Origin of the sequence: Acuticoccus yangtzensis (genome assembly GCF_001927245.1) — a bacterium.
GTDB lineage: Bacteria > Pseudomonadota > Alphaproteobacteria > Rhizobiales > Amorphaceae > Acuticoccus > Acuticoccus yangtzensis.
In genome coordinates, this window is the sequence record NZ_MJUX01000001.1 from 566,126 (window position 1) to 588,621 (window position 22,496).

Here is a 22,496-nt window from a genome sequence, read left to right on the forward strand (position 1 = left end):
CGGCTCAGGCGAAGCCGGCGAGGACCCGCTCGGTGAACGGCGCATCCTTCGGGACGAGAACGAGGTCGGTCATGCGGGACTTGCGCGTGTCGATCTCTTCGATCAGCGCGTCCATGGCCGCCGTGTCCGGCAGGATCTTTCCATCCTCGATGCAGTGGAATTCCTTCATGAGGAAAGTGGCGAAGTCGGCATCGTCGAAAGCGGCGCGTGCGGACCACTTCAGATATTCGATGCGCCAGCAGGCGCGCTTCGCCGCCACGATGCCCCGCGCACCTTTGAAGATGCGCGGCTCATGCCCTTGCGTGTCCAGCTTGATGAAGAGCGGATCGCCGAGGTCTTTCACCACGGTATCGAGGGTCCGGGCGGGAACGACGCGCTCGAGGCTCGTCTCGCTCGGCTTCTCGAACAGGTTGCCGCCGATCGCCCCGCCCTGCTTGAAGGTGTAGAGGGTGTAGCCGTCAAAATCGGTCACCGCCTCGGTGTGGACGATGATCCGATCGGCGAGCGCGTTGAGGTCGATGTTGATCGCCAGCACCTCGCCGGTGGGGCCGGGCTCGAAGGAGTGGATCGCAACGTCGATCCCCTCCTGAGCGGCGCACAGGGCCGCGGGCAGGCAGAAGGTGCCGATATAGGCGCCGACGTCGAGGATCGTCGTGCCTGACCCGAGCGGGCGGACGATCTGGCTGATTTCGGCCCAAATGAGGTTCTTCGCCGGGTCGATGGCGGGACGTGGCGTGTTGAAGAATGTGTTGATCTGCGAGGTCGGCTTACCGTGGTTGTTCGGCTGCCAGCGTTCGTCGACGGGCGAGAACATCCCGAACGCGCCGCAGTCGTAAAATTTGAACTTCCCGAAATGGGACGTGGTGATGCTCACGCAATGAATTCCTCGGCCTGTGATGCCCTCGCGGGGGGCGCAATAGGCCGAGTTTATGCGGTGACGGCGCGCGATGCATCAGGCGCCGCGAATGTTGACCGCGGCGCCCGCCGGCGCTTTCGTCTCAGAAGGCGTTGGTCTCGAACACCTTGCGGATGTCGCGGTTCCAGGCGCCATAATAAGCGTCGACCAGCTCGTCGGCGGGCGAGCGGCTGGAGTGGGCGGCGTCTTCCAGAAGCGTGAGGAAGGTGCGCTCGTCGGCGAGATCGCCCATGGAGCGCGCGCGGCGGCGCAGTCCCTCGGAGGCCAGCGCCAGCGCCTCGCGCGCGATGGCGGCGACGGTGCGGCCTTTGACGTGGGTCAGCAGCCCGTCCGTCGGCACACGGTTCCACATGTGGACGCGGTCCGCGGCCGTCAGCTCGTCCGCCATGGCGAGGGCCTGATCGAGGATGCCGTCGTCATAAAGGAGGCCCACCCAGAAGGCGGGGAGCGCGCAGATGCGGCCCCAGGGCCCGCCGTCCGCGCCGCGCATCTCCAGGAACTTCTTCAGCCGCACTTCGGGGAATAGGGTCGACAGGTGGTTGATCCAGTCACCCATCGTCGGGAGTTCGCCGGGCAGCTTGTCGAACTTGCCGTCCATGAATTGGCGGAAGGTGGCGTTCGTCGCCTCGATGTAGGTGTCGCCGCGCTTGACGAAATACATCGGCACGTCGAGCGCCCAGTCGACGTAACGCTCGTAGCCGAACCCGTCCTCGAAGGCGAAGGGGATCGGGCCGGAGCGGGCGAGGTCGACGTCGCGCCACACTTCGGCGCGGTTGGAGCGCATGCCGTTGGGGACCCCTTCCACGAAGGGGGAGTTGGCGAACAGCGCCGTCGCCACCGGCTGCAGCGCCAAGCCGACACGCATCTTCTTCACCATGTCCGCCTCGGACGAGAAGTCGAGGTTGACCTGAATGGTGCAGGTCCGGTGCATCATGTCGAGGCCGCGGGTGCCGACCTTCGGCATGTAGGCGCGCATGATGTCGTAGCGCTGCTTGGGCATGCGGGCGACCTCGTCGATCGTCCAGGTCGGACAGAAGCCGAGGCCGAGGAAGCCGACGCCGAGACGCTCGGCGATCTCGCGCACTTCGACCAGGTGGCCGTTCGCCTCGCGGCAGGTCTCGTGCAGATTGTCGAGCGGGGCGCCCGACAGCTCGAACTGGCCGCCCGGCTCGATGGAGATGGCGCCGCCGCCCTCGGTTCCCGCAAGGCCGATGATCTTGCCCTGATCGGTGATCGGCTCCCACCCGGTCGCCTCGCCGAGCTGGGTGAGGATGGCGCCGATGCCGCTCGGCCCCTCATAGGGGACCGGCGACAGGTCGCTGAGGTGGAAGGCGAATTTCTCATGCTCGGTGCCGATGCGGAAATCGGCCGCCGGCTTCTCGCCGCCTGCAATGTATGCGACGAGCGCGTCGCGACCCTCGATCGGGGTTTCGTCCAAAGTATCGCGCGCCATCGTCCCCTCGCCTTCGGCGGGGCGGACCTTACGGTTCCCGTCCCGTCCACGCAACTGCGTGCCATGCCACTTAAGTCGCGCATGACGCCGATTCTAGCAACCCATGGCGCTTTAAATGGGAAATGGGTGAAGGACCAAGGGGAAATGTGACTGCAAGAGCACGCCGCCGGGGCGGAGCCCGCCGCCTTGCCCGCATCCAAGGTTGAGACTAGCCTCTCCCCGGCTGCAAGATGCGGGACGCCCCATGCGTTTCACCCGCCCGCTGCGCGCCCGAGGACAGTTTCACCCCCCATGGACCGATGATCGACCTGCCGACCGACGTTGCCGCCCTGCGTGCCATTCCCGCGCTCACCCGCGCCGCCGCCTTCTGCGAGGCCTATTCCCTGACCCGGCCGATCGTGATGGCGCCGATGGCCGGGGCCTGTCCGCCCGCCCTCGCCGCAGCGGTGGCAAGCGCCGGCGGCATGGGCGCGGGGGGAATGGTCGGCGACGGTCCAGACGGGATCAGCGCGTGGGCCGGCAAGGTGCGGGCCGCCACCAACGGCGCCTTCATGATGAACCTGTGGGCGCCCGACCCGCTGCCGGAGCGCGACCCCGCCCATGAGGCGGCGCTGCGTGACGTGCTGGCCGGGTTCGGCCCGCCGCCGCAGGAGATCGCCCTTGCTGCGCCGGAGGATGCGTTTGCCGCGCAGTGCGCCGCCGTCGTCGAGGCCGGTCCCACCGTCGCCTCGTCCATCATGGGCCTCTACCCGCCGGACGTGGTGGCTCGGTTCAAGGAACGGGGCATCCGCTGGTGGGCGACCGTCACCACCGTGAGCGAGGCGCTGATGGCGGCCGAGGCGGGCGCCGATGCGATCATCGCGCAGGGCATGGAGGCGGGCGGCCACCGCGGCGCGTTCGACGCGGCGCGGGGCGAGGCGCAGCTCGTGGGCCTCGCGGCGCTTGTGCCGGCGGTGGCGGAGGCGGTCACGGTGCCGGTGATCGCGGCCGGCGGCATCGCGACGGGGCGCGGCGTCGCGGCGGCGCTGGTGCTGGGCGCGTCCGCGGCGATCGTCGGCACGGCGCTCCTGCGTGCGCCCGAGGCGGGGATCGCCTCCACCTGGGCCGACGCCATCGGCGCCGCGCGGCCCGAGGACACGGTGACGACGCGCGCCTTCTCCGGGCGCCTCGGCCGCAGCCTGCCGACCGGCTATCTGGAAGCGATGGCGGCGCCCGGCGCGCCCGCCCCGGCCCCCTTCCCCGTCCAGCGCTCCCTCACCGCGCCGATGCGCGCCGCCGCGGTCAAGGCGGACGACCTCGCCGGCATCTCCGCCTGGGCCGGCCAATCCGCCGGCGCCTCCCGCGCCGAGCCCGCCGGCGCCATCGTCGAGCGGCTGTGGGCTGAGGCGCTGGCGGAGTTCGGGGGGTGACGGGCGCCCGGCGCCTCAGCGCAGGTCAGCTCGGTAACGCCGCCTCCACCAGCGCCAGAAGCGCCACCGCCGCGGTGTCCGCGCGCAGGATGCGCGGGCCGAGCGAGACGCGCACCGAGCGCGGCAGGAACAGCGCCCGCTCCTCCTCCGAGAAGCCGCCCTCGGGGCCGACGAGCACCGTCAAAGGCTGCCCCGCCGCGCGGATCGCCGCCACCGTGTCGCCCTCCTCGCCCGCGAGCGCCTCGTCGGCCACCACGAGAGGACGGTCCAGGCGGCCGAGGAAGTCGGCGAGCGCGACCGGCTCCTCGATGACGGGCACCGAGAGGATGCCGCACTGCTCGCACGCCTCGACGATGTTGGCGGTCAGCCGCTCGCGGTTGATCTTCCTCACCTGGCCGTGCTGGGTCAGCACCGGGACGAGGCGACCTGCGCCCATCTCCGCCGCCTTCTCCACCATGTAGTCGAGCCGGGCCTGCTTCAGCGGGGCGAAGGCGTAGGTGAGCGTCGGCCGCTTCGTCTGGGGGCGCGTCTTCTCCACCGTCTCCGCGGCACCCACCTTCTTGCCGAGTTCGGCGATCTCGGCGCGCCACTCGCCGTCGCGCCCGTTGAAGACGAGGATGGACGCGCCCGGCGACAGGCGCAGGACGTTGCGCAGATAATTGGTCTGCCCCTGGTCGAAGGGCACGGGGCCGGGAAGATCGGCGTGGACGAACAGGCGGGGAGCGTTGAAGTCGCGCAAGGGGGTGGTTCCGGTCGGGTCGTGAAGGGCCTATCATAGGGCCAATGTCAGGCGCCTTCACCCTCCTCGACGATGACGAGCCGCGCAAAAGCTCCGGCACGAACGCGGCCGAATTCTCGGTGTCGGAGCTGTCGCGCGCGGTCAAGCGCGCGGTGGAGGACGGTTTCGGCTACGTCCGCGTGCGGGGCGAGATTTCGGGATTTCGCGGCCGGCACGGCTCCGGCCATTGCTACTTCTCGCTGAAGGACGCGGACGCGGCGATCGACGCCGTGGTGTGGAAGGGCGCGTGGGGCAAGCTCGCCACCAAGCCGGAGGAAGGGCTGGAGGTCATCGCCACAGGGCGTCTGACCACCTTCGCCCGCTCGTCCAAATATCAGATCGTCGTCGACAATCTGGAGCCCGCCGGCCTCGGCGCGCTGATGAAGCAGCTCGAGGAGCGGCGCAAGACGCTCGCCGCCGAAGGGCTGTTCGACGAGGCGCGAAAGCGGCCTCTGCCGCTGATGCCGCGCGTGATCGGCGTCGTCACCTCGCCCACCGGCGCCGTGATCCGCGATATTCTGCACCGCATCTCCGACCGTTTCCCCGCCCACGTGGTCGTCTGGCCCGTGCGCGTGCAGGGCGAGACGTCGGGCGCGGAGGTGACCGCCGCCGTGAAGGGCTTCGCGGGCGACTATGGCGGGCCGCGGCCGGACGTGATCATCGTCGCGCGCGGCGGCGGCTCGGTCGAGGACCTGTGGGGCTACAACGACGAGGCTCTGGTGCGCGCGGTCGCCGCCTCGCCGATCCCGGTCGTCTCAGCCGTGGGGCACGAGACGGACTGGACGCTCGTCGACCACGCCGCCGACCACCGGGCGCCGACGCCGACCGGGGCGGCCGAGCGCGTCGTCCCTGTACGGTCCGAATGCCTCGCCACCTTGAGCGACCGGGCGCGGCGGCTGGAACTTGCGATCAGCGCCCTCGTGCGCCAGCGGGGCGAGCACTTGCGCTTCCTGTCGCGCGGCCTGCCCGCCGGGGCGGCGCTGGTGGAACCGCAGCGCCAGCGGCTCGACATCGCCGCCGACCGGCTCACCTCGGCGCTCTACAAGCGCACCGCCGACGCGCGGCACCGCTGGTTGATCGCGACGCGGCACCTTTCGCCGGCCATCGCGAGCCGGCCGGTGGAGCGGGCACGGGACCGTCTGACCATGGCGGACGGACGGCTCGGCCGTGCCGCCGATGCGCTGCTGTCCGACCGCAGTGCCGCCGCCCTGCGCAGCGCCGCCCGCCTGTCGCCCCGCCTGCTGGAACGCCCGGTCCGTGAGGCAGGCGACCGCCTCGCCCGCACCGTCGACCGGCGCGACCGGGCGATGGTGCAGCGTCTGGGCGCCGTGCGCCAGCGGCTGACCGGGGCGGAGAGGATGCTGTCGGCGCGGCTTCTCGAGCAGCCGGCCGCCTTCGCGCGGGAACGCCTCTCGCGCACCGCGGAGCGCCATGATCGCGCCTTCGCCCACCGCGTTGCTCAATTGCGCCAGCATCTGTCGGTGACGGACAAGTTGCTGTCCGCGGTGTCCTATCAGGGCGTGCTCGGTCGTGGGTTTGCGCTCGTCCGCCGCGCCGATGCGGGTCTCACCGTGCGCAGTGCAGCCGCCGTGGCCGCCGGCGAACGGCTGGAGCTGCAATTCGCCGACGGGCGCGTGACGGTGACCGAGGGTTCGGCCCCCGGCGCCCCGGCCCCCGCCACAGGCGGAGCCAAGAAGGCCGCGGCCGTCCCAGCCCGGCGCCGCTCCAAGAAGACCGACGACCGCCAGGGCATCCTGCTTTAGCCTCCGCCCGCAGTGACACGCCGCCTCCCTCAACCCGCACCGACGACCGCGCAGGCGCCGAAAGGACGCACGACGCGCTGAAACGGGGCGGCCGCCCGAGCGCGCAGATATTGCAGATCGACCGATGCGGACGCACGGTCAGTGATCGATCACTGAGGCACCGAGGGACGTAAGCGGCGGTCACGTCGCCTGGGGTCAGGTCGCCCGGGGGTCACGTAGCCGGCTGTCACGTCGCCGCGGTCACGTCGCCGCGGTCACGTCGCCGGGGGGTCAGGTCGCCGGGGTCACGTCGCCGGGGTCAGCGGTTGCGCACCACGACGCACGGAACGCGCGCGGCGGAGACGCGGCGGCAGGTGGCCTCCGCCTCGCCGCGGCTGGCGGCGGCGAACATCACCGCGTGGATCGGCCGGCGCCCGCGCGCGGCGAAACGGCGCACCACCACCTGCGGCCCCTGCGCGGCGAGATCGCCCGGTAGCTGCCCCTTCACGCGGCCATATTGGCGCATCGCCACATCACGGCGGATGTGACCGGCGACCTGCGCGCCCCAAGGCGTCCACCCGTTCGCACCGCCGCTCGGCGGGGCGACACGCACCGAGCGGCCCAGCCGCGCGACGAGCTGCGGGCAGTCCACCTTGCGCGGCGCACGGTAGGCGCGCGCGCGCGGCGCTGGGGGCAACGCGGACTGGTGCTCAGCGGGCTCGGCCTCGTCGGGACGGGCCTCGGCCGCGAACGGATCGGCCCCGACTGCCCCTGCGCCGGGGTCCGCCGCGGCCGGGACATAAGCGGCCGGCTCCAGCGTGCCGGTGTCCTCCAGAAGCTCCAGACCCAGCGGCATCGGCCCCGCGGCCGACCGCGGTGCCTGGCGCGTCCCCCACAGAACGCCGGGCGGCGGCGCGTCGGTGATCCGCCCCTCCGCGGCCCGCTGACGCAGCGCCCAATGCTGTGCCGAGCGGCCGGTGATGTCGAACACGTAGTCGATCGTCTCGTAAGGCAGGCCCCCCTCGCCGGCGACGAACGGGGGAACGCGGTTCGGCCCGCCATTGTACCCCGCCGCGGCGAGGCCCCACGAGCCGAGCCGCCGCTTCAGGTCGGACAGGAAGTGCGCGGAGGCGAAAAGCGCCTCCTCCCGGTCGAACGGGTTCTTGAGGCCCCTGATGCGAGCCGTTCCGGGCATGAACTGGGCGATGCCCTGGGCACCGACGGGGCTGACCGCATTCGGATTGAAGCGGCTCTCCTTCCAGATCAGGCGAATGAAGAAGTCCTGCGGCACGCCGTAGCGGTCGGCGGCCCCCGTCATCAATGTGCACAACTCGGCGACGGCCGCGGTGTCTGCGCGGGCCTCCTCGTCCTCATCCGCGTCCGCGTCGGCGGCGTCGCCGGTGCTGGCCTCGTCCATGGCCTCCTCGTCGGTGCCCCCGGCGTCTGCGCTCTCCTGGTCGGTGTCGTCAGCGTCTTCGCTACCGGCGGCGGGCTCGGCGTCCGGGTTATCGGCGGCCGTGTTCCCGGCATTGTCGTCGGCAAGGGCGCTGTCGTCCTGCGGGGGCACCCGGTCCTCGTCGCCCTCGTCCTTCAAGCCGTGTTTCTTGGCGTTCGCGTCTTCCGTGGTCAGAGGTTCGTCGGCCGCGGGATCGGCAGCAGGCCGGGTTTCGGCCACGCTCTCGGCGATGCGGGAGGGGGCCGCGCTGTCGGGGGTCGCGCTTTCAGGAGCCGCGCTGTCGGGGGCGCTCCGCACATCAGCCGCTTGCGCGGGGTCGCCACCGTCCGTTGCCGTGTCCTGCGGCGGGGCCGCATCGGCCGCCGGGCCGGGCACCACGTCCATGGCATCAGCCGGATCAACAACGGGCGCATCAGCGACGGGCGCATCGGGCGCGACCGTGTCCCCAGCGGTCCGGTCCGTGCCGGTCGGGCCAGCCGACGGATCAGCCTGAGCGGTCAGCCACGGCCGACCCTCGACCGGCCCATCCCGCGCAGACCCCCCCTCCACCGAACCGCTCCGCGCAGGCCCGCCCTGCGCAGCCTCGCCCTCCACTGCGCCGCCCACCGGGCCGCCGCGGTCATCACATTCGCGCGCCTTCATGCATGACGGCCATTCATTGGCCTCGCCAGAAACCGCACCTATGTGTACGCAAACGACAAGCGCCGCGGCGCCCAGAGCGAGACGGCCCGGCCCCTTCCGCCAGGCCTCGACGCGCCGGGTGGCAAGGCCAGATTTATGGATCCCGCGCAACAAACGGCCTCCAATATTTACCATGTGAGGCACGTCATTATCACCAAAGCATTGTCAATCTTTGCCGCAACCACCATCAATCTCCGGACGAGACCGGAACGGACCACGCCTTGACCATCACCCTTCACCACGGCGACCTGCCCGAATACCCGCACGATGCCACCTCGATCGCCATCGATACCGAGGCGATGGGGCTCCAGCATCCGCGTGACAGGCTCTGCCTCGTCCAGTTGTCGCGCGGCGATGGCAACGTGGATCTGGTCAAAATCGCGAGAGGGCAAACCGCCGCACCGAACCTCACGCGCCTGCTCGCCGATCCGGCGATCGAAAAGCTGTTCCACTATGGACGCTTCGACATGGGCATCCTCGCCGCCACATTTGGGGTGATGGCGGCGCCTGTCTACTGCACCAAGATCGCGTCCCGCCTCGTGCGCACCTATACGGACCGGCACGGCCTGCGCGAGCTCGCCCGCGAGGTGGCGGGCGAGGACATCTCCAAGCAGCAGCAGTCGTCCGACTGGGGCGCCGACACGCTGACCGACGCGCAAATGGCCTACGCCGCGTCCGACGTCCTGCATTTGCACAAGATCCGCATCGGCCTCGATGCCATGCTGGAACGCGAGGGCCGCACCGAACTGGCGCAGCAATGCTTCGCCTTCCTGCCCACCCGTGTGGCCCTCGACCTTGCAGGCTGGCCCGACATCGACATCTTCGCACACTCATGACCGACGCAGCGATCGCCACCGACACCTCGTTTTTCGCCACGCCGCAGGATGCGCGTGCGCTCGAGGAGCAGCGCGCCATCCGCAACACGCGGCGTGTGAAACGGCTGCGCGTCCTGGTGCCCACCATGGGCATGGCGATCGCGCTGATGTTGACGGTCGGCGCGGTGCTGCCGAAGCTCTTCCCCCTCGCCGCCTTCGCCGGTCTCTCCCTCACCGCGGACGGTCTCGTGATGAACGAGCCGCGCCTCGCCGGCCATCTCGGCGCCGGGCGGCGCTACGAGGTGGTGGCTCAGCGCGCGGTGCAGAGCCTCCTCACACCGTCCCATCTGTCGCTCGAAGCGCTGGATGCGCGCCTGGCGCTGAGCGACGGCGAAGAGGTTGCCCTGCATTCGGCCGAGGCCACCTACAACACCAGCACCGAGATCATGACGCTGGCCAAAGGCATCGACATCGCCTCGACGGACGGCAGCACCGCCACCATGGAGAAGGCCACCGTCTTCTTCCAGGAAGGGCGGATGGAGTCCGAGGCCGGCGTGAAGATCCGCTCGCCCCGCGGCGACATCAGCGCCGGACGGATCGACGTGCTGGACGGCGGCGCGCTGATCCGCTTCTCCGGCGGCGTCGCCATCACCATTCACCCGGAGACGTGAGCACCGTGCCCGTCTTTCCTTCGCCACCCCCCGCCCGCGTGACAGATCCGCGATCAAGACCCGGAGCCGCCATGGTCCCCCACTTCGCCCGCGCACGGACACTCCGCGCGCCTGTCCTGTTTTTGATGGTCGCGCTTCTGGCGGCGCCGTTGCCTGCTGCGGCCCAACAACTGCAGACGGGCTTCGCCGACTTCGGGCAGGACCAGTCGACGCCGATCGAGATCGAGGCCGACGCGCTGGAGGTTCAGGACAAGCAATCCACCGCGACCTTCACCGGCAACGTGACGGTGCGCCAGGGCAACGCCTCGCTCCAGACCTCGCGGCTGACGGTGGTCTATTCGCAGAGCGCGCTGCCCACGCCCGATGCGGCCACCGGGGCGGCCGCCAGCGGGCGCGCCCCCTCCACGCCCGGTGACCAACGGATCTCGCGTCTGGAGGCGAGCGGCGAAGTGTTGCTGGAGGCGGACGGTCAGACCGCGACAGGCAACAACGGCACGATCGACTTCGACACCAACACCCTCGCCCTCAACGGCAACGTGACGCTGACGCAGGGCGAGAACGTCGTCACCGGCGACACGCTCACCGTGGACCTCAACACCGGCGTGGCGCGCGTGCAGTCGACCGGCAGGGTTCGCGTTCTGTTGAACCCCGGCAGCGGCGGCAACAACGGCAACTGACGAAAAAGCCCCGCTCAGCGGGGCTTTTTTTATGGGCGGAGACGGCCATCCGGCGCCGGTTCAGTCCTTCGCATAAGGGTTGTCGCCCTTGCGCAAGAGCAGGCGGATGGGGATGCCCGGCATGTCGAACTGCTCGCGCAGACCGTTGATGAGGTAGCGCTTGTAGCTGTCCGGCAGCGCATCGGGCCGGGAGCAGAAGGCGATGAACGTCGGCGGGCGGGACTTTGCCTGTGTCATGTAGCGGATCTTGATGCGCCGGCCGCCGACCGACGGCGGGGCGTGGCGCTGGGTGGCCATCTCCAGCCAGCGGTTGAGGCGGCCGGTGGAGATGCGCGTGTCCCACCGCTCGACGGCGTCCTTCACCGTCTGCATCAGCTTGTCCACCCCGCGGCCGGACAGGGCCGACACGGGGATCACCCGCACCCCCGCCGCCTGCGGGATCAGCCGCGAGGCCGCCTCGCGCGCGGCGCGGATCGATTCGTCCGGCGTCGGCACCAGGTCCCATTTGTTGAAGGCGATCACCAATGCGCGCCCCTCGCGGGCGACGAGGTCGAGGATGGTGAGGTCCTGCTTCTCGAACGGCATCGTCGCATCGAGCACGACGATGGCCGCGTCCGCGTACTTCATCGCCCGGATGGTGTCGCCGGTGGAGGCCTTCTCCAGCGCCTCGGTGACGCGGGCGCGGCGCCTCAGCCCAGCGGTATCGACGAGGCGGTAGTTCTGCCCGCCGTGGGCGAATTCCACGGTGATGGAATCGCGCGTCAGCCCCGCCTCGGGGCCGGTCAGCATGCGCTCTTCGCCGATGATCTGGTTGAGAAGCGTCGACTTGCCGACGTTCGGGCGGCCGAGGATGGCGACGCTGACCGGACGGCCCTCAGCGCTCTCCTCCTCGTCCTGCACCGTCTCCACCACTTCGCCGAAGGCCTCGACGAGCGCGTCGCGCAGGTCGGACAGCCCCTCGCCGTGCTCGGCCGAAAAGGCAATGGGGTCGCCGAGGCCGAGGCTGTAGGCTTCGAGGCTGGCGAGGTCGCCGAGCCGCCCCTCGGCCTTGTTGGCGATGAGGACGATCGGCTTGCCGCGCCGGCGAACGTCGGCGGCCAGCGTCTCGTCGAGCGGCGTGACACCGGCGCGCGCGTCCATGACGAAGAGGTAGACGTCCGCTTCGTCCATGGCGCGGTCCATCTGCGACCACATGCGGTGTTCGAGGGTGCCGTCGTCGGCCCCCTCGAATCCGGCCGTGTCGACCACGGTGAAGGAGAGGTCCTGCAGACGCGCCTCGGCCTCGCGCCGGTCGCGGGTGACGCCCGGCGTATCGTCGACGATGGCGAGACGCTTGCCGACCAGGCGGTTGAAGAGCGTCGATTTTCCGACATTCGCCCGGCCGGCGATGGCGACTTTCATGGTCCGTCTTTCTCCTGCCGCGACCGGCATCCTGTTGCCGCGGGAACTTCATGGCGTCTGCCGCTGGGCGGCGGGTCGATGCCGCAAGGCGGCTTGAATGAGCGCCGCACGCGGCTTGAACGGGTGCCGCAGGCGGCGGGGCGGACGTGGCGGCGGGAGCCTATCGGCATCCAGCGCGGCGCAAGGCCACCGCCGTAGCATACGCCCGCGGCATTTCCGACCACGGAGAGATTCATGCAGTACGGACGGCGGCCCGGCATCGTCAATGACCTGGGCTTCGGCGTCAGGCTGATGGCCTTCGCAGCATTTGCCGCCTCGGCACCGCTGGCCCTGACCCTGACCGGCCAAAGCACGGTCTATATGGGCATCGGCCTCGCCCTGGTCACGCTCCTTCTGGGCGGTGCTCTCACCTTTTTTCACGGCCGCGCCCTCAGGGCCCTCGCCGCCGGGCTGCAGACGCTGGCGGACGGCGGCAAGGTCGACATCCCGGCCGACAATTCCAAAGATCCGCTCGGCGCCGCGTGGAGCGCACTCCACACGGTCGGCGCGCTCAGCACCACTGCGATGACGATGAAGTCCATCATCGACAAGCTGCCCATTCCGGTGATGATCGCCGACCCGAACGACGAGTTCAAAATCACCTACATGAACAAGGAGACCTTGTCCGAGCTCGGGCCGCTGGAATCCTATCTGCCGGTCAGTCTGAACGACATCAAGGGCCAGTCCATCGACGTCTTCCATCAGGGTCCGGCGCGCATCCGTCAGGCGCTCAGCGATCCCAAGCGCCTGCCCTTCCGCTCCAAGATCGTCCTCGGCGGCAAGGAGAATCTCGACCTCCACTGCACCGCCATCACCGATCAGAGCGGGCGCTATAGCCACTGCGTCCTGACCTGGAAGGTGGTCACCGACCGGGTGCGCTCGGCGAACGACTTCGAGGTGAACGTCAAGTCGGCGCTGGAGCAGATCAAGTCGTCGTTCGTGGACATGCGCCAGCAGGTGAGCGGGATCGCGAACGCCACCGCCTCGACACGCTCCATGCTGTCAAGCGGCGCCACCGCGGTCAGCGAGGCGACGGCGAACGTGCAGATGGTGGCGAGCGCGGCAGAGGAGCTGACCGCGACCATCGCCGAGATCAACGACCGCATCCAGTTCGCCACCAAGAGGACCGCGAAGGCGGAGGTGGAGACGCGCTCGGTCGCCTCGCGCGCGGAAGCCCTCCTGTCGGCCAGTGATCGCATCGTGGAGGTGATGGGGTCGATCTCCGGGATCGCCTACAAGACCAACCTTCTGGCGCTGAACGCCACCATCGAGGCCGCCAGCGCGGGGCCCGCGGGCAAGGGCTTCGCCGTCGTCGCCCACGAGGTGAAGATGCTTGCCGATCAGACCGCGAAGGCGACGGATCAGGTGTCGGAGGAGACCGAGGCGGTGCGCAAGCTCATCGTCGAGGTGGCGAGCGGGGTGAGCGAGGTGACGCGCGTCATCACCGACATCCGCGAGACCTTCGACCAGGTGGCCGCGGCGGTGCACGAGCAGCAGTCCGCGACGCGCTCCATCTCGTCCAGCGCGCAAGATGCTGCGAACGGCGTCAGCAACGCGGCGACCACGCTGAACGAGGTGGAGACGCTGGCGAGCTCCAACCTCGACGCGACGCGGGTGCTGGACGGCCGTGCCGAGGAGATCGCGCTCGCCAACGACAACCTGTCGCGTAACTCCGACGACCTGTTGAAGATGATGCGCTCGATCTGACCGCGGCCCCCCGCGGCACCGAACGACGAAGGCCGCTCCTGATGCGGGAGCGGCCTTTTGAACGGGAAAGGCCGCCCCTTGGGGGAGCGGCCTCATGTGCGCCGGACGTCAGCGCAGCGCGGTGATTTCGCCCGCGCCGGAGACGTAGATCATTTGCCCGCCCGCCACGATCGGCGCCGTGAAGGCTTTGCTGCCGAGGCTGCGGTCGGCGATGATCTCGCCGGTCTGCGGATTGGCGGTGATCAGCCGCCCGTCGTTGGAGATGGCATAGAGCGCGCCGCCCGCAAGAACGGGGCCGACATAGGCCGCGTCCCGCCGGCGCTCCGAAGGCAGCGTGCGCGCCCACAGAACCTCGCCATTGGACTTGTTCAGCGCCACCAGACGCCCGCCGATGTCGAGCAGGAAGATCGACGAGCCCGAGACGACCGGCGTATGAGCCGAGCCGATGTCCGCGCTCCATTTCGGATCGCCGGACGACAGGCTTACGGCGATCGTCTTGCCCGCGACGCCCGTGGCGTAGACGGTGTCACCGTCGATCACGGGGCTGCCCGTCACGTCGTTGAGGCCGGCGATGGCGAGCGAGCGGCTGGGGCGGGTGACGAAATTCTGCCAGACCGGCTCGCCGGACGCGATCGAGAAGGCCATCACTTCGCCCGACGAATAGGGGATCACCACCTTGTCGCCCGAGACCGCGGGCGAGGCGGAGGCGAGAAGCCCGGCCTGCTCGGGGATGCCGTCATACTCGAACGCCTTGGTGCCGTCCTCTTCGTTGACGGCGAAGACCTGGTTCTTCTGCGACACGACGAAGATCTTGCCGCCGCCCGCCGTGGGAGCGCCGCGCAGAGGGGCGTCGAGGTCGGAGCGCCAGATCTCCGCGCCGCTGCCGGCGTCGAGGGCGACGACTTCGCCGTAGCCGGTCGCGGCATAGATGCGCCCGCCGCTCGCCGTGACGCCGCCGCCGACCGCCGAGTCGCGCTCGCCCTCAGGCCGCAGCGAGGTGGACCAGACGCGCCCGCCGCCGGACAGCGACAGCGCCGTCACCGTGCCGTCGGGCGCGTAGATGTAGACGCGGTCGCCGGAGACGATGGGCCGCGCGGTGATGCGCAAGGTGCCGCGCGTCGCCGACTTCTGCACGCCGGAGACGGAGGTGCGCCAGGCCCGCGCCCCCCCGCCGGCGAAGGCGACGTGGCCGGGATCGTTCTGGGCGTTGCCGCCGGGCTGCGGCCAGTCGGCATTGGCCCGGGCGGGGCCGAAGGAGGCGGCCCGCGCTTCGCCGCCGATGACATCCGGCCCGGCGCTGGAGAAGACGGTTTCGCGCTCGCCCAGAAGGTGCTCGTCCTTCGTGCCGAACACGTTGCTGAGGCCATCCATTCCACCGCAGCCGCCGAGGGCTGCCACCAAGACGAACGCGACCCAACGCATCAGTTGTTACCTTCTGTGGTGTCTTCGCTCTCCGCAGGAACGCCGGCCTCGGACGGCGCGGACTCCGCCGGTGACGGAACGAGTGCGGGCTGCGCATCGCCGATCCCGTCGCTGGCCTCCCCTTCCGGCATCGGGAAGGAGAAGGCGCCGGAGGAGGTGCCGAGGGACGGCGAAACATCGCCGCTCGGCATCGGGAAGGACAGGCCGGATCCGGGCGTGGCATCGGCCGGCGCGCTCTCGGCGGGCATGGTGTCCGAGGGCGTGGTGTCGGCGGCGGGAGCATTCGCCGCGGCCTCGGCCTGGGCCTTCAGGCGGGTGATGAGGGCCAGCATCGTATCGGCACGCTGGCGCATGCCCTGGCTCACCGTCGCATCGCTTGAGACGTTGGTGAACCAGCGTTCGGCATCGTCCAGATCGTCATCGGCGTAGGCGGCAAGGCCCATCACCTCGCTCGCCGAGCGGTGGAAGGCGTTGCCCGCATCGTCGGCCATCGGCGCGACGGCTTCGCGCGCGCCGGAAACGTCGTCCGCGTCGAGCAGGACGTAGCCGAGCCGCATGCGGGCGAGGTCCTGGTAGAGACGCGGCGCCGCGCTGTCGGACGCGATGCCGCGAAGGGTCTCGGCCGCAGCCTCCGTCTCCCCCGTCGCCGCCTGCAGCGAGGCGGCACGGAAGCGGGCCAACAGCGCGAAGCCTTCGGGCGCATCGTCGGCGAATGCGGTGAGCGTCGCCGGATCGGCACCGGCGCCCTCAGCGTCGACCTCGGCCACCAGCGCGGCATAGGCCTCGCCCGCGTTACGCTCGGTCCGTGTCACCCACCATTCATAACCGCGCCAGCCAGCCGTCACCACGACGATCAGAACGGCGATGAGGATAACGTAGATGCCGTAGCGCGACCAAACGCGCGAGAGCCGCTCGCGTCTGAGGTCCTGATCAATTTCGTCGAAGATATCGGTCATTGTCGTCCCGGCCGGGGTTCACTCACACGGCTGGCACCACGGCCAGCGGCGACACCCCTATCAGCCACAAATGGAGCTTCCAAACAAACAATGCGTAAACGACGAATCCGACCACGACGGCGACAGCGTCCGCCTGCCACCGCGGCGTGAAGGCGGCCGGGGCGATCTCGCCCGCCCGCTGCCGCCGCTTGACCGAGATGCGGTCCGCCACCGCCCAGGCGAGAAAGGCGCCGAACAGCACGACGGACGCGAGGTCCCCGTTCGCCAACAGATGGGCCAGCGCCCAGATCTTCACCGCCACCAGCATCGGATGCTTCAGCGCGTGCTTGATGTGGCCGGGCAGATAGGCCGCGACGAGGAAGACGAAGGCGAACACCATCAACAGCATAGACAGGTGCGACAGGCCCGCCGGCGGTGTGTAGAGGATCGGCGGTCCCTCGGCCCGCCACGCCCCGTAGCCCCGCGCTGCGAGCACGATGCCGGCCAGCGACAGAAGCGCATAAGCGGCTTTGTAGCCCGTCGCGCCGAGGGCGGCGGACAGCCGGTCGTGCGCCGGTCGCAGGATTTTGAGGGAGTGGACCCCCAGGAAGAGCGCCAGCCCCACGAGCATCGTCACCATGTCGCCGCCTCGCTGCACAACGCCGCAGGTGCGCCGCGTTGAGATGTTGTTTGCGAAAATCGTGGATGATTTTCTGAATTGCTCCGAGTTGAAATAAACGACGCGGCGCGCCCGATCCAGACCGCCACCGGGGAGACCCTTGCGATGATTCGTCCGGCCCTTGTTCTCGCGATGCTTTTGACCGCCGCCGTACCCGCCGCCGCCAAGACGCTGGTGGCACAGGTGGACCTGTCGTCGCAGCAGCTCACCGTCATCTACAAGGGCAAGGCGCTTGCGACGTGGAAGGTGTCGACCGGGCGCGCCGGGTTCCGCACCCCCACCGGCACATGGCGGCCGATGCGCATGTACCGCGACTATTATTCGCGCCAATATGACGATGCGCCGATGCCCAACGCGATCTTCTATCACGAAGGGTACGCGATCCACGGCTCTTACGAGACGCGCAGCCTGGGCCGTCCCGCCTCGCACGGGTGCGTGCGCCTCAGCCCCGAAAACGCGGCCAAGCTGTTCGAGCTGGTGACGACGGTGGGGCCGGAAAACGTCGCCATCACCGTTCAGAACTGAGGCTGCGCCGGACCGGCCGCAGCGGTCGGTTCAGCTTGCGAGGCGCTGGCGGGCGGCGGCCGCGGCGAGAGGCAGTCGGGCGGCGAACTGCGTCCCCGTCGGCCCGGTCATCTCCAGCGTCAGCGAGCCGCCGAGGCCTTGCATGATCTGCCGCGAGATGGCGAGGCCGAGCCCCGCCCCGGCGAGCCCGTGCGGCGCCGCGCCGCTGACGAACTTGCCGAACAGCCGCGGCTGTAGCTCGGCCGGGATGCCCGGCCCGCGGTCGCGCACCCTCAGAATCGCCACGCCATAGTCCACCTCGGCGCTGATCGTCACCGGCGCGCCGCCGGAGAATTTGATCGCGTTGGAGAGGAGGTTGACGAGCACCTGCTTCAGCCGGTCCGCGTCCGCCTTGACGAACACCGGGCCGTTGGTGCGCACCTCCACCGAGGCGCCGAGCCGCTCGGCAAACCCGTCCATCACCGCGGCCGCCTCGGCGATCGCCTCCGCCGCGTCGATGCGCTCGACGCGGATCGGCGCCACCCCCGCCTCGAGCCGCGAGAGATCGAGGATATCGTCGAGCAGGCGGCTGAGGCGCTGGCTCTCGTCGAGGATGATGTCGACGAAGCGGGCGGCGCGGGCGGGGTCGAGCTCGCCCTCGCGCAGGAGCTCGGCGAAGGAGCGCACGGCGGTGACGGGGGTGCGCATCTCGTGACTGACGCGGCTTAGGAAGTCGTCCTTCTCGGCCAGCAGCGCCTTCAGCGCGGCGTTGGTGCCGGCGAGCTGCGCGGTGGTACGCTCCAGCTCCACGGAGCGGATGCCGAGCTGGCGCGCCGCCTCGATGGCCTCCTGCGTTTCGCGCAGCAGCGAGATGGCCGCGTCCACCGCCAGCGGCTCGCCGGTGGCGATCTGGGTGACGAGGGTGTGGGCCGACGAGGTGCCGACCGCGAAGGCGAGTTCGCGCTCCACCTGGGCGATCAGTGCGCTGTCGGCCTCCTCCGAGCCGCTGGTGCGCATGGCGGCGAACACCTCGTCCGCCCGCTGCGGCCCCAGGATGCGGCGGGCGAGGCGCATCAGCTCGCGCCGGCTGGCCGAGCGGCGCAGCATCGGCTCCGACCCGCCCCGCCGCATCGCGTCGACGAAGACGGTCGCCTGAAGCTCGTCGACGATTCCGCCCGAGGTGGCGAGCGAGACGAGGATGAAGGTGAGGACGTTGGCGCCCAGTGAGATGGCCGTACCGAACACGAGCGCGTCCGCCCTGTCCGGGCCGTAGTGCCAGTCCGGCGGCAGGATGAAGGTGCGCAGCGCCTCCAGCATGCCCGTGGCGACGCCGAAGCTCGGCAGCATCAGGAGAAGCACCCATAGGAGCGCGCCCGCCGCGAGCCCCGCCGTGGCGCCGTATTGGTTGGCGCGGCGCCAGAACAGGCCGACGAAGAGCGCCGGGGCGAACTGGGCCACACCGGCGAAGGCGATGAGGCCGATGGAGGCGAGGCCGCCGCCGGTGCCGTGCGCCTCGGCATAGAGCGTGCCGAGGCCGATGACCCCGGCGATGGCGATGCGGCGCGTCAGGATAACCGCGGCGCCGATGCCGCCGGGCGTGTTGAGGCGCCCCACCAGAAGCGGCGCCACGAGGTGGTTGGAGATCATCACCGCCAGCGCCAGCGAGGCGACGATGACCATCGACGTCGCCGCCGAAAGGCCGCCGACGAAGGCCGCCAGCGCCAGCCACGCGGACCCTTGGGCGAGCGGCAGGGTGAGGACGTAGAGGTCCGGCTCGGACCCCGCGGGGAGCGCCAGGAGGCCCGCCGCGGCGATCGGCACCGCCGCCAGGGTGAGGAGGAAGAGGTAGAGGGGGAAGAGCCAGGAGGCGATGTGGATGTGGCCCTCCTCCCGGTTCTCCACCACCGCCACCTGGAACTGGCGCGGCAGGCAGATGATGGCGACCGCCGACAACAGGATGAGCGTCGTCCAGCGCGCCCCGTCGCCCTGGTCCAGCGCCGAGATGGCGTTGAGCGCGGTGGCGGAGGTGGCGAAGAGGGCACCGGGCGCCGGATCGTCCGCCAGCACCAGGGCGCCCAGCGCCGCCACGGCGAGCAGCGCCGCCAGCTTGACGATGGACTCGAAGGCGATGGCGGCGACGATGCCGGGCTGGCTCTCGTCCGCGTTCACCCGGCGGGTGCCGAAGACGATGACGAAGAAGACCATCACCGCCGCCACCCAGAGCGCCGTGCCCGCCCCGTCCGCCGTGCCGCCGGACAGCACCACGAAGGAGCGCCGCACCGCGATGAGCTGCAGCGCGATGTAGGGCGTGATGGAGGCGAGCGCGATTACGGTGACGAGGATTGCCACCGCCCGGCTCTTGCCGTAGCGGGCGGACAGGAAGTCGGCGATGGAGGTGATGCGCTGGGCTTTGGCGATGCGCACCATCTTGGGCAGGAACAGCCACCCCGTCATGAGGGCGAGCGTGGGGCCGATATAGATCGTAACGAACTCCAGCCCCGAGCGCGATGCGGTGCCGACCGCACCGAAGAAGGTCCACGAGGTGCAATAGACCGCCAGCGACAGGGTGTAGACGATCGGCGAGCCGAGGAAGCGCGCCCGCCCCTGCTCGGCGAGCCGGTCGGTGAGGAAGGCGACGAGGAAGAGAATGGCGAGGTAGACCCCGCCGACGGTGATGACGAGAGGCGCGGACAGGGTCATCGCGCGCGCCGGGCGAGAATGAAGGTGAGAGCGATCCCCGCCAGCCAGACGGCGAAGATGTAGACGAGCAGGAAGGGCACGCCGAGGACATCGGCCGGACGGTCGACGAGGAAGAGCGCGGCCGGTGTGAAGAGGATCGGTCCGGCGAGGGCGACGATGGTGCGCGCGTCGGTGCGGCGGCTGAGGTGCGGCCGGTCGAACAGGAAGGGTTGTGAAGGGGCGCCCTGCTCCGACGGCTCGCCGGTCTGTCCGGCGATGAGTGCCTCATCCGCCTCGGCAGACGCCGCCGCTCCGGTGGTGAGGCCGTCCGCCGCGGTGGCGGGCGCCTCGGCCCCGGTGGCGTTCGGATGCGCCACCATGGCGGGCGCCTCCGGCCCTGTGGCGGGAATGTCCCCCACGTATCCCTGAACCCTGCCCGCCGGCGCCGATGCGAAGGCGTGTGCCGATCCGCCCGCCCCGGCAGGGATGGCGGCCTCCCGCCGGGCGGCAGCGCGCGGAGATGTGGCGGCCGCATCGCCGGCTGGGCCACGCGCGGAGGCGTCGCGGGGGCCGCCCGGTTCGTCGCTCACCTGGCGGCGAGTCCGCGCACGGTCTCCATCAGCTCGCTGTTGGAGAAGGGTTTCGACACGAAAGCGTCCACGCCCATGCTCATCATCCGGTCGCGGTCCCCCTTCTGGCCCTTGGCGGTGAGGACGCAGATCTTCGGGCGCTCGGCCAGCGCCATGGCATCGCGCGCGATGTCGAACCCTGAACGGCCCGGCAGCATGATGTCGAGCACCAGGAGATCGTAGCCGCGCATCGCATCGCCAGGCTCGGGCGCCGTCGCCGACACCGTCACCTCGTGCCCTTCACGCTCCAGCAGGAAGGTCACCGCCTCGGCGATGTGCGGCTCGTCCTCGACCACCAGAACCCGCATCTCAACCTCCCTCGGTCCCATGCGCGCGCTGGTGACAGCCCTCGCGCTTGCAGGACAGACATTCATAGCCTGCGAATGTGATCACGCTGTCGCGCTGCGAGGTGAAGGCGTCGCCATAGACGACGGCCCCCGCGTGCTCGGCGGCGACGCCCAGCATCACGGCGAAGCGCGTCGGCGGCTGGGCCTGGCGGCGCGCCGTCTTCTCCACTGTGCGGGCGACGAGCAGGAAGCGCTCCCCGTCGAGGTCGACCATCTGGGCGAGGGTGCGCCCCGGCTGGGCGAAGGTCTCGTAGACCACCCAGAGCGGGCACGCCCCGAACAGAGGCAGCCGCAGCTCCGTCGTCGACAGGCGCTTGGATACGGTGCCGGCCGGGTCGACGCGCAGGAATGCGAAGGGCACCCCCTCCTCACCCGGCCGGCGCAGGGTGGCGAGGCGGTGCGCCACCTGCTCGAAGCTCGTCTCGAACCGGGCGCAGAGGTCGTCGATGTCGTAGCGCGTCTCGAGCGCGGCGGCGCGAAACGGCCGGTAGGGCATCAAGGCAGCGCCCGCGGCATAACGCCAGATCGCGCCGCGCGCCCGCCTCTCGGCCCCTTCGGTGCGGAACTCGTGGCCGGCGATGACATCGTCCACCAGGGTGGGGGCGCGCATCTCGATGATCGCGCGGGCGGCGGCGAACCGCTCGGACGGGGCGCCGGCGATGGCGGGCAGCGGGTCCGCCTCCAGCCGCCGCTCGATGGTGTCGAAGTAGTTGTTGTTGTCGTGCAGGAAGGCGTCGACCTCGCGCACGTCCGCCCCGGCGGCGTCGGCGGCGGTGCCTGTCTGAAGCGCGGCGATCATGTCGCGCGCCACATCGGTCAGCCGCGCGCTTTCGGTCACCACGGTGTCGGTGAAGCGGGCGCGCTGGGCTTCGTCCAGCGGCACGTCGTCGGACAGGATCTCGGCGGCGGAGCGGATGGAGGTGATGCGCGACAGGATGTCGTGGGCGAACGAGGTCCACTGCGGGTCGCGCGCGAATCGGTCGGCGAGACGGAAGGCGCGCGCCTCGGCGGTGATGGCGCGGGTGTGCAGCTCCAGGATGACGCGCGCCCACTCGGGCGAGAAGGCGACGAGCGGGGCGGCCATACCCGGCGGCGCGTTCTCCAGCCGCTGGGCGACCTCGTGGAGGTCGGCGGCGAGCCGGTCGTCGCTGACGGCGGTGAAGGCGTCGGTCGGAACGCCCAGGCGCTCGGCGATCCGCTTCAGAAGGCGGCCGCCGATCTGCCTCTTGTCGCTCTCGATCAAAGACAAATAAGCAGGCGACACGCCGACCGACGACGCGAGGTCCCGCTGTGTCACCCCGCGCGTGCGCCGCTGCGACCGGATGCGATCGCCGATCGGTACGCGCTGCACATTTGCCATGGCGCGCTTCACTCCCCCGGCCGCGGCCGCCCGGCTTTCCTGCCGGGTCATGTGCTGCGGCGTCGTCCTTATCGCCGGGTCGATCCTGCCGTGATACGGACCGAAACGGCGTCTTGTTAAGTCATTTAATGGATCTAGCGCAGATTTACAGACAGTTTGCAAGCGGAGCGGCCTCGGCGCGTGTGGCCGTGGTGTG

The 22,496-nt window shown here is 70.2% G+C and carries 19 protein-coding genes; 7 read left to right on the forward strand and 12 right to left on the reverse strand.

The window, feature by feature from the left end:
* Positions 1 to 4: 4 nt before the first annotated feature.
* Positions 5 to 874 (reverse strand): FkbM family methyltransferase, encoded by an 870-nt coding sequence (locus BIX52_RS02490; RefSeq protein WP_075219397.1) that lies wholly within the window; start codon positions 872 to 874, stop codon positions 5 to 7.
* Positions 875 to 998: 124 nt separating this feature from the next.
* A complete protein-coding gene (locus tag BIX52_RS02495; protein WP_075219398.1) occupies positions 999 to 2,369 on the reverse strand; it encodes a glutamate--cysteine ligase in 1,371 nt (456 codons plus the stop codon).
* 299 nt (positions 2,370 to 2,668) lie between these two features.
* On the opposite strand from BIX52_RS02495, the gene BIX52_RS02500 reads away from it, so the two are divergent.
* Positions 2,669 to 3,778, forward strand: a complete 1,110-nt coding sequence (locus BIX52_RS02500) for an NAD(P)H-dependent flavin oxidoreductase (protein WP_075219399.1) — start codon at positions 2,669 to 2,671, stop codon at positions 3,776 to 3,778.
* Between the two features lie 25 nt (positions 3,779 to 3,803).
* Here the strand turns inward: BIX52_RS02500 and BIX52_RS02505 are convergent, their stop codons facing one another.
* Positions 3,804 to 4,517: a 16S rRNA (uracil(1498)-N(3))-methyltransferase gene (locus BIX52_RS02505; RefSeq protein WP_075219400.1), complete on the reverse strand. Its 714-nt coding sequence runs from the start codon at positions 4,515 to 4,517 to the stop codon at positions 3,804 to 3,806.
* Positions 4,518 to 4,561: 44 nt separating this feature from the next.
* Here BIX52_RS02505 and xseA point away from each other — a divergent pair, with 44 nt between their 5' ends.
* Positions 4,562 to 6,319 (forward strand): exodeoxyribonuclease VII large subunit, encoded by a 1,758-nt coding sequence (gene xseA / locus BIX52_RS02510; RefSeq protein WP_075219401.1) that lies wholly within the window; start codon positions 4,562 to 4,564, stop codon positions 6,317 to 6,319.
* 298 nt (positions 6,320 to 6,617) lie between these two features.
* On the opposite strand, the gene BIX52_RS22695 is transcribed toward xseA, so the two are convergent.
* A complete protein-coding gene (locus BIX52_RS22695; protein ID WP_075219402.1) occupies positions 6,618 to 8,138 on the reverse strand; it encodes a transglycosylase SLT domain-containing protein in 1,521 nt (506 codons plus the stop codon).
* Positions 8,139 to 8,656: 518 nt separating this feature from the next.
* Between BIX52_RS22695 and BIX52_RS02520 the strand changes: the two genes are divergently transcribed.
* The 3 genes from BIX52_RS02520 (at position 8,657) to BIX52_RS02530 (ending at position 10,598) form a co-directional block, all read left to right on the forward strand.
* Entirely contained in the window at positions 8,657 to 9,271 is a 615-nt protein-coding gene (locus BIX52_RS02520; protein ID WP_075219403.1) for a ribonuclease D, read from the forward strand.
* Positions 9,268 to 9,921, forward strand: coding sequence for an LPS export ABC transporter periplasmic protein LptC (gene lptC, locus BIX52_RS02525; RefSeq protein WP_075219404.1), 654 nt, complete (start codon positions 9,268 to 9,270; stop codon positions 9,919 to 9,921). Before BIX52_RS02520 ends, lptC begins: the two co-directional genes overlap by 4 nt.
* 71 nt (positions 9,922 to 9,992) lie before the next feature.
* Complete coding sequence (locus BIX52_RS02530; RefSeq protein WP_208990546.1) at positions 9,993 to 10,598, forward strand: LptA/OstA family protein; 606 nt, start codon at positions 9,993 to 9,995, stop codon at positions 10,596 to 10,598.
* Positions 10,599 to 10,658: 60 nt separating this feature from the next.
* Here the strand turns inward: BIX52_RS02530 and der are convergent, their stop codons facing one another.
* Entirely contained in the window at positions 10,659 to 11,999 is a 1,341-nt protein-coding gene (gene der / locus BIX52_RS02535) for a ribosome biogenesis GTPase Der (protein WP_075219406.1), read from the reverse strand.
* A 234-nt stretch (positions 12,000 to 12,233) separates the two neighbouring features.
* Between der and BIX52_RS02540 the strand changes: the two genes are divergently transcribed.
* Positions 12,234 to 13,745 carry a methyl-accepting chemotaxis protein gene (locus BIX52_RS02540; RefSeq protein ID WP_075219407.1) on the forward strand — a complete coding sequence of 504 codons (1,512 nt, stop codon included), beginning with the start codon at positions 12,234 to 12,236 and terminating at the stop codon, positions 13,743 to 13,745.
* 108 nt (positions 13,746 to 13,853) lie between these two features.
* On the opposite strand, the gene BIX52_RS02545 is transcribed toward BIX52_RS02540, so the two are convergent.
* From BIX52_RS02545 to BIX52_RS02555, 3 genes are read right to left on the reverse strand one after another with little or no spacing between them, the layout of a single operon-like run.
* Positions 13,854 to 15,167, reverse strand: a complete 1,314-nt coding sequence (locus BIX52_RS02545) for an outer membrane protein assembly factor BamB family protein (protein WP_075219408.1) — start codon at positions 15,165 to 15,167, stop codon at positions 13,854 to 13,856.
* A complete protein-coding gene (locus tag BIX52_RS02550; RefSeq protein ID WP_075219409.1) occupies positions 15,167 to 16,123 on the reverse strand; it encodes a tetratricopeptide repeat protein in 957 nt (318 codons plus the stop codon). The genes BIX52_RS02545 and BIX52_RS02550 overlap by 1 nt, the downstream gene beginning before the upstream one ends.
* A gap of 22 nt (positions 16,124 to 16,145) precedes the next feature.
* Positions 16,146 to 16,742: an NnrU family protein gene (locus BIX52_RS02555; RefSeq protein WP_075219410.1), complete on the reverse strand. Its 597-nt coding sequence runs from the start codon at positions 16,740 to 16,742 to the stop codon at positions 16,146 to 16,148.
* A gap of 144 nt (positions 16,743 to 16,886) precedes the next feature.
* On the opposite strand from BIX52_RS02555, the gene BIX52_RS02560 reads away from it, so the two are divergent.
* Positions 16,887 to 17,306 carry a L,D-transpeptidase gene (locus BIX52_RS02560; RefSeq protein ID WP_075220118.1) on the forward strand — a complete coding sequence of 140 codons (420 nt, stop codon included), beginning with the start codon at positions 16,887 to 16,889 and terminating at the stop codon, positions 17,304 to 17,306.
* Between the two features lie 30 nt (positions 17,307 to 17,336).
* Here the strand turns inward: BIX52_RS02560 and BIX52_RS02565 are convergent, their stop codons facing one another.
* The 4 genes from BIX52_RS02565 to BIX52_RS02580 all read right to left on the reverse strand — a co-directional run bounded on the left by BIX52_RS02565 (position 17,337) and on the right by BIX52_RS02580 (position 22,300).
* The gene (locus BIX52_RS02565) at positions 17,337 to 19,985 is read right to left on the reverse strand and encodes an ATP-binding protein (protein ID WP_075219411.1); all 2,649 of its coding nucleotides are present in this window, start codon (positions 19,983 to 19,985) and stop codon (positions 17,337 to 17,339) included.
* The gene (locus BIX52_RS02570) at positions 19,982 to 20,383 is read right to left on the reverse strand and encodes a hypothetical protein (RefSeq protein WP_139312694.1); all 402 of its coding nucleotides are present in this window, start codon (positions 20,381 to 20,383) and stop codon (positions 19,982 to 19,984) included. The genes BIX52_RS02565 and BIX52_RS02570 overlap by 4 nt, the downstream gene beginning before the upstream one ends.
* Positions 20,384 to 20,550: 167 nt before the next feature.
* Complete coding sequence (locus BIX52_RS02575) at positions 20,551 to 20,901, reverse strand: response regulator transcription factor (RefSeq protein WP_075219413.1); 351 nt, start codon at positions 20,899 to 20,901, stop codon at positions 20,551 to 20,553.
* Position 20,902: 1 nt separating this feature from the next.
* Entirely contained in the window at positions 20,903 to 22,300 is a 1,398-nt protein-coding gene (locus tag BIX52_RS02580; protein ID WP_170126390.1) for a helix-turn-helix domain-containing protein, read from the reverse strand.
* Positions 22,301 to 22,496 lie beyond the last annotated feature (196 nt).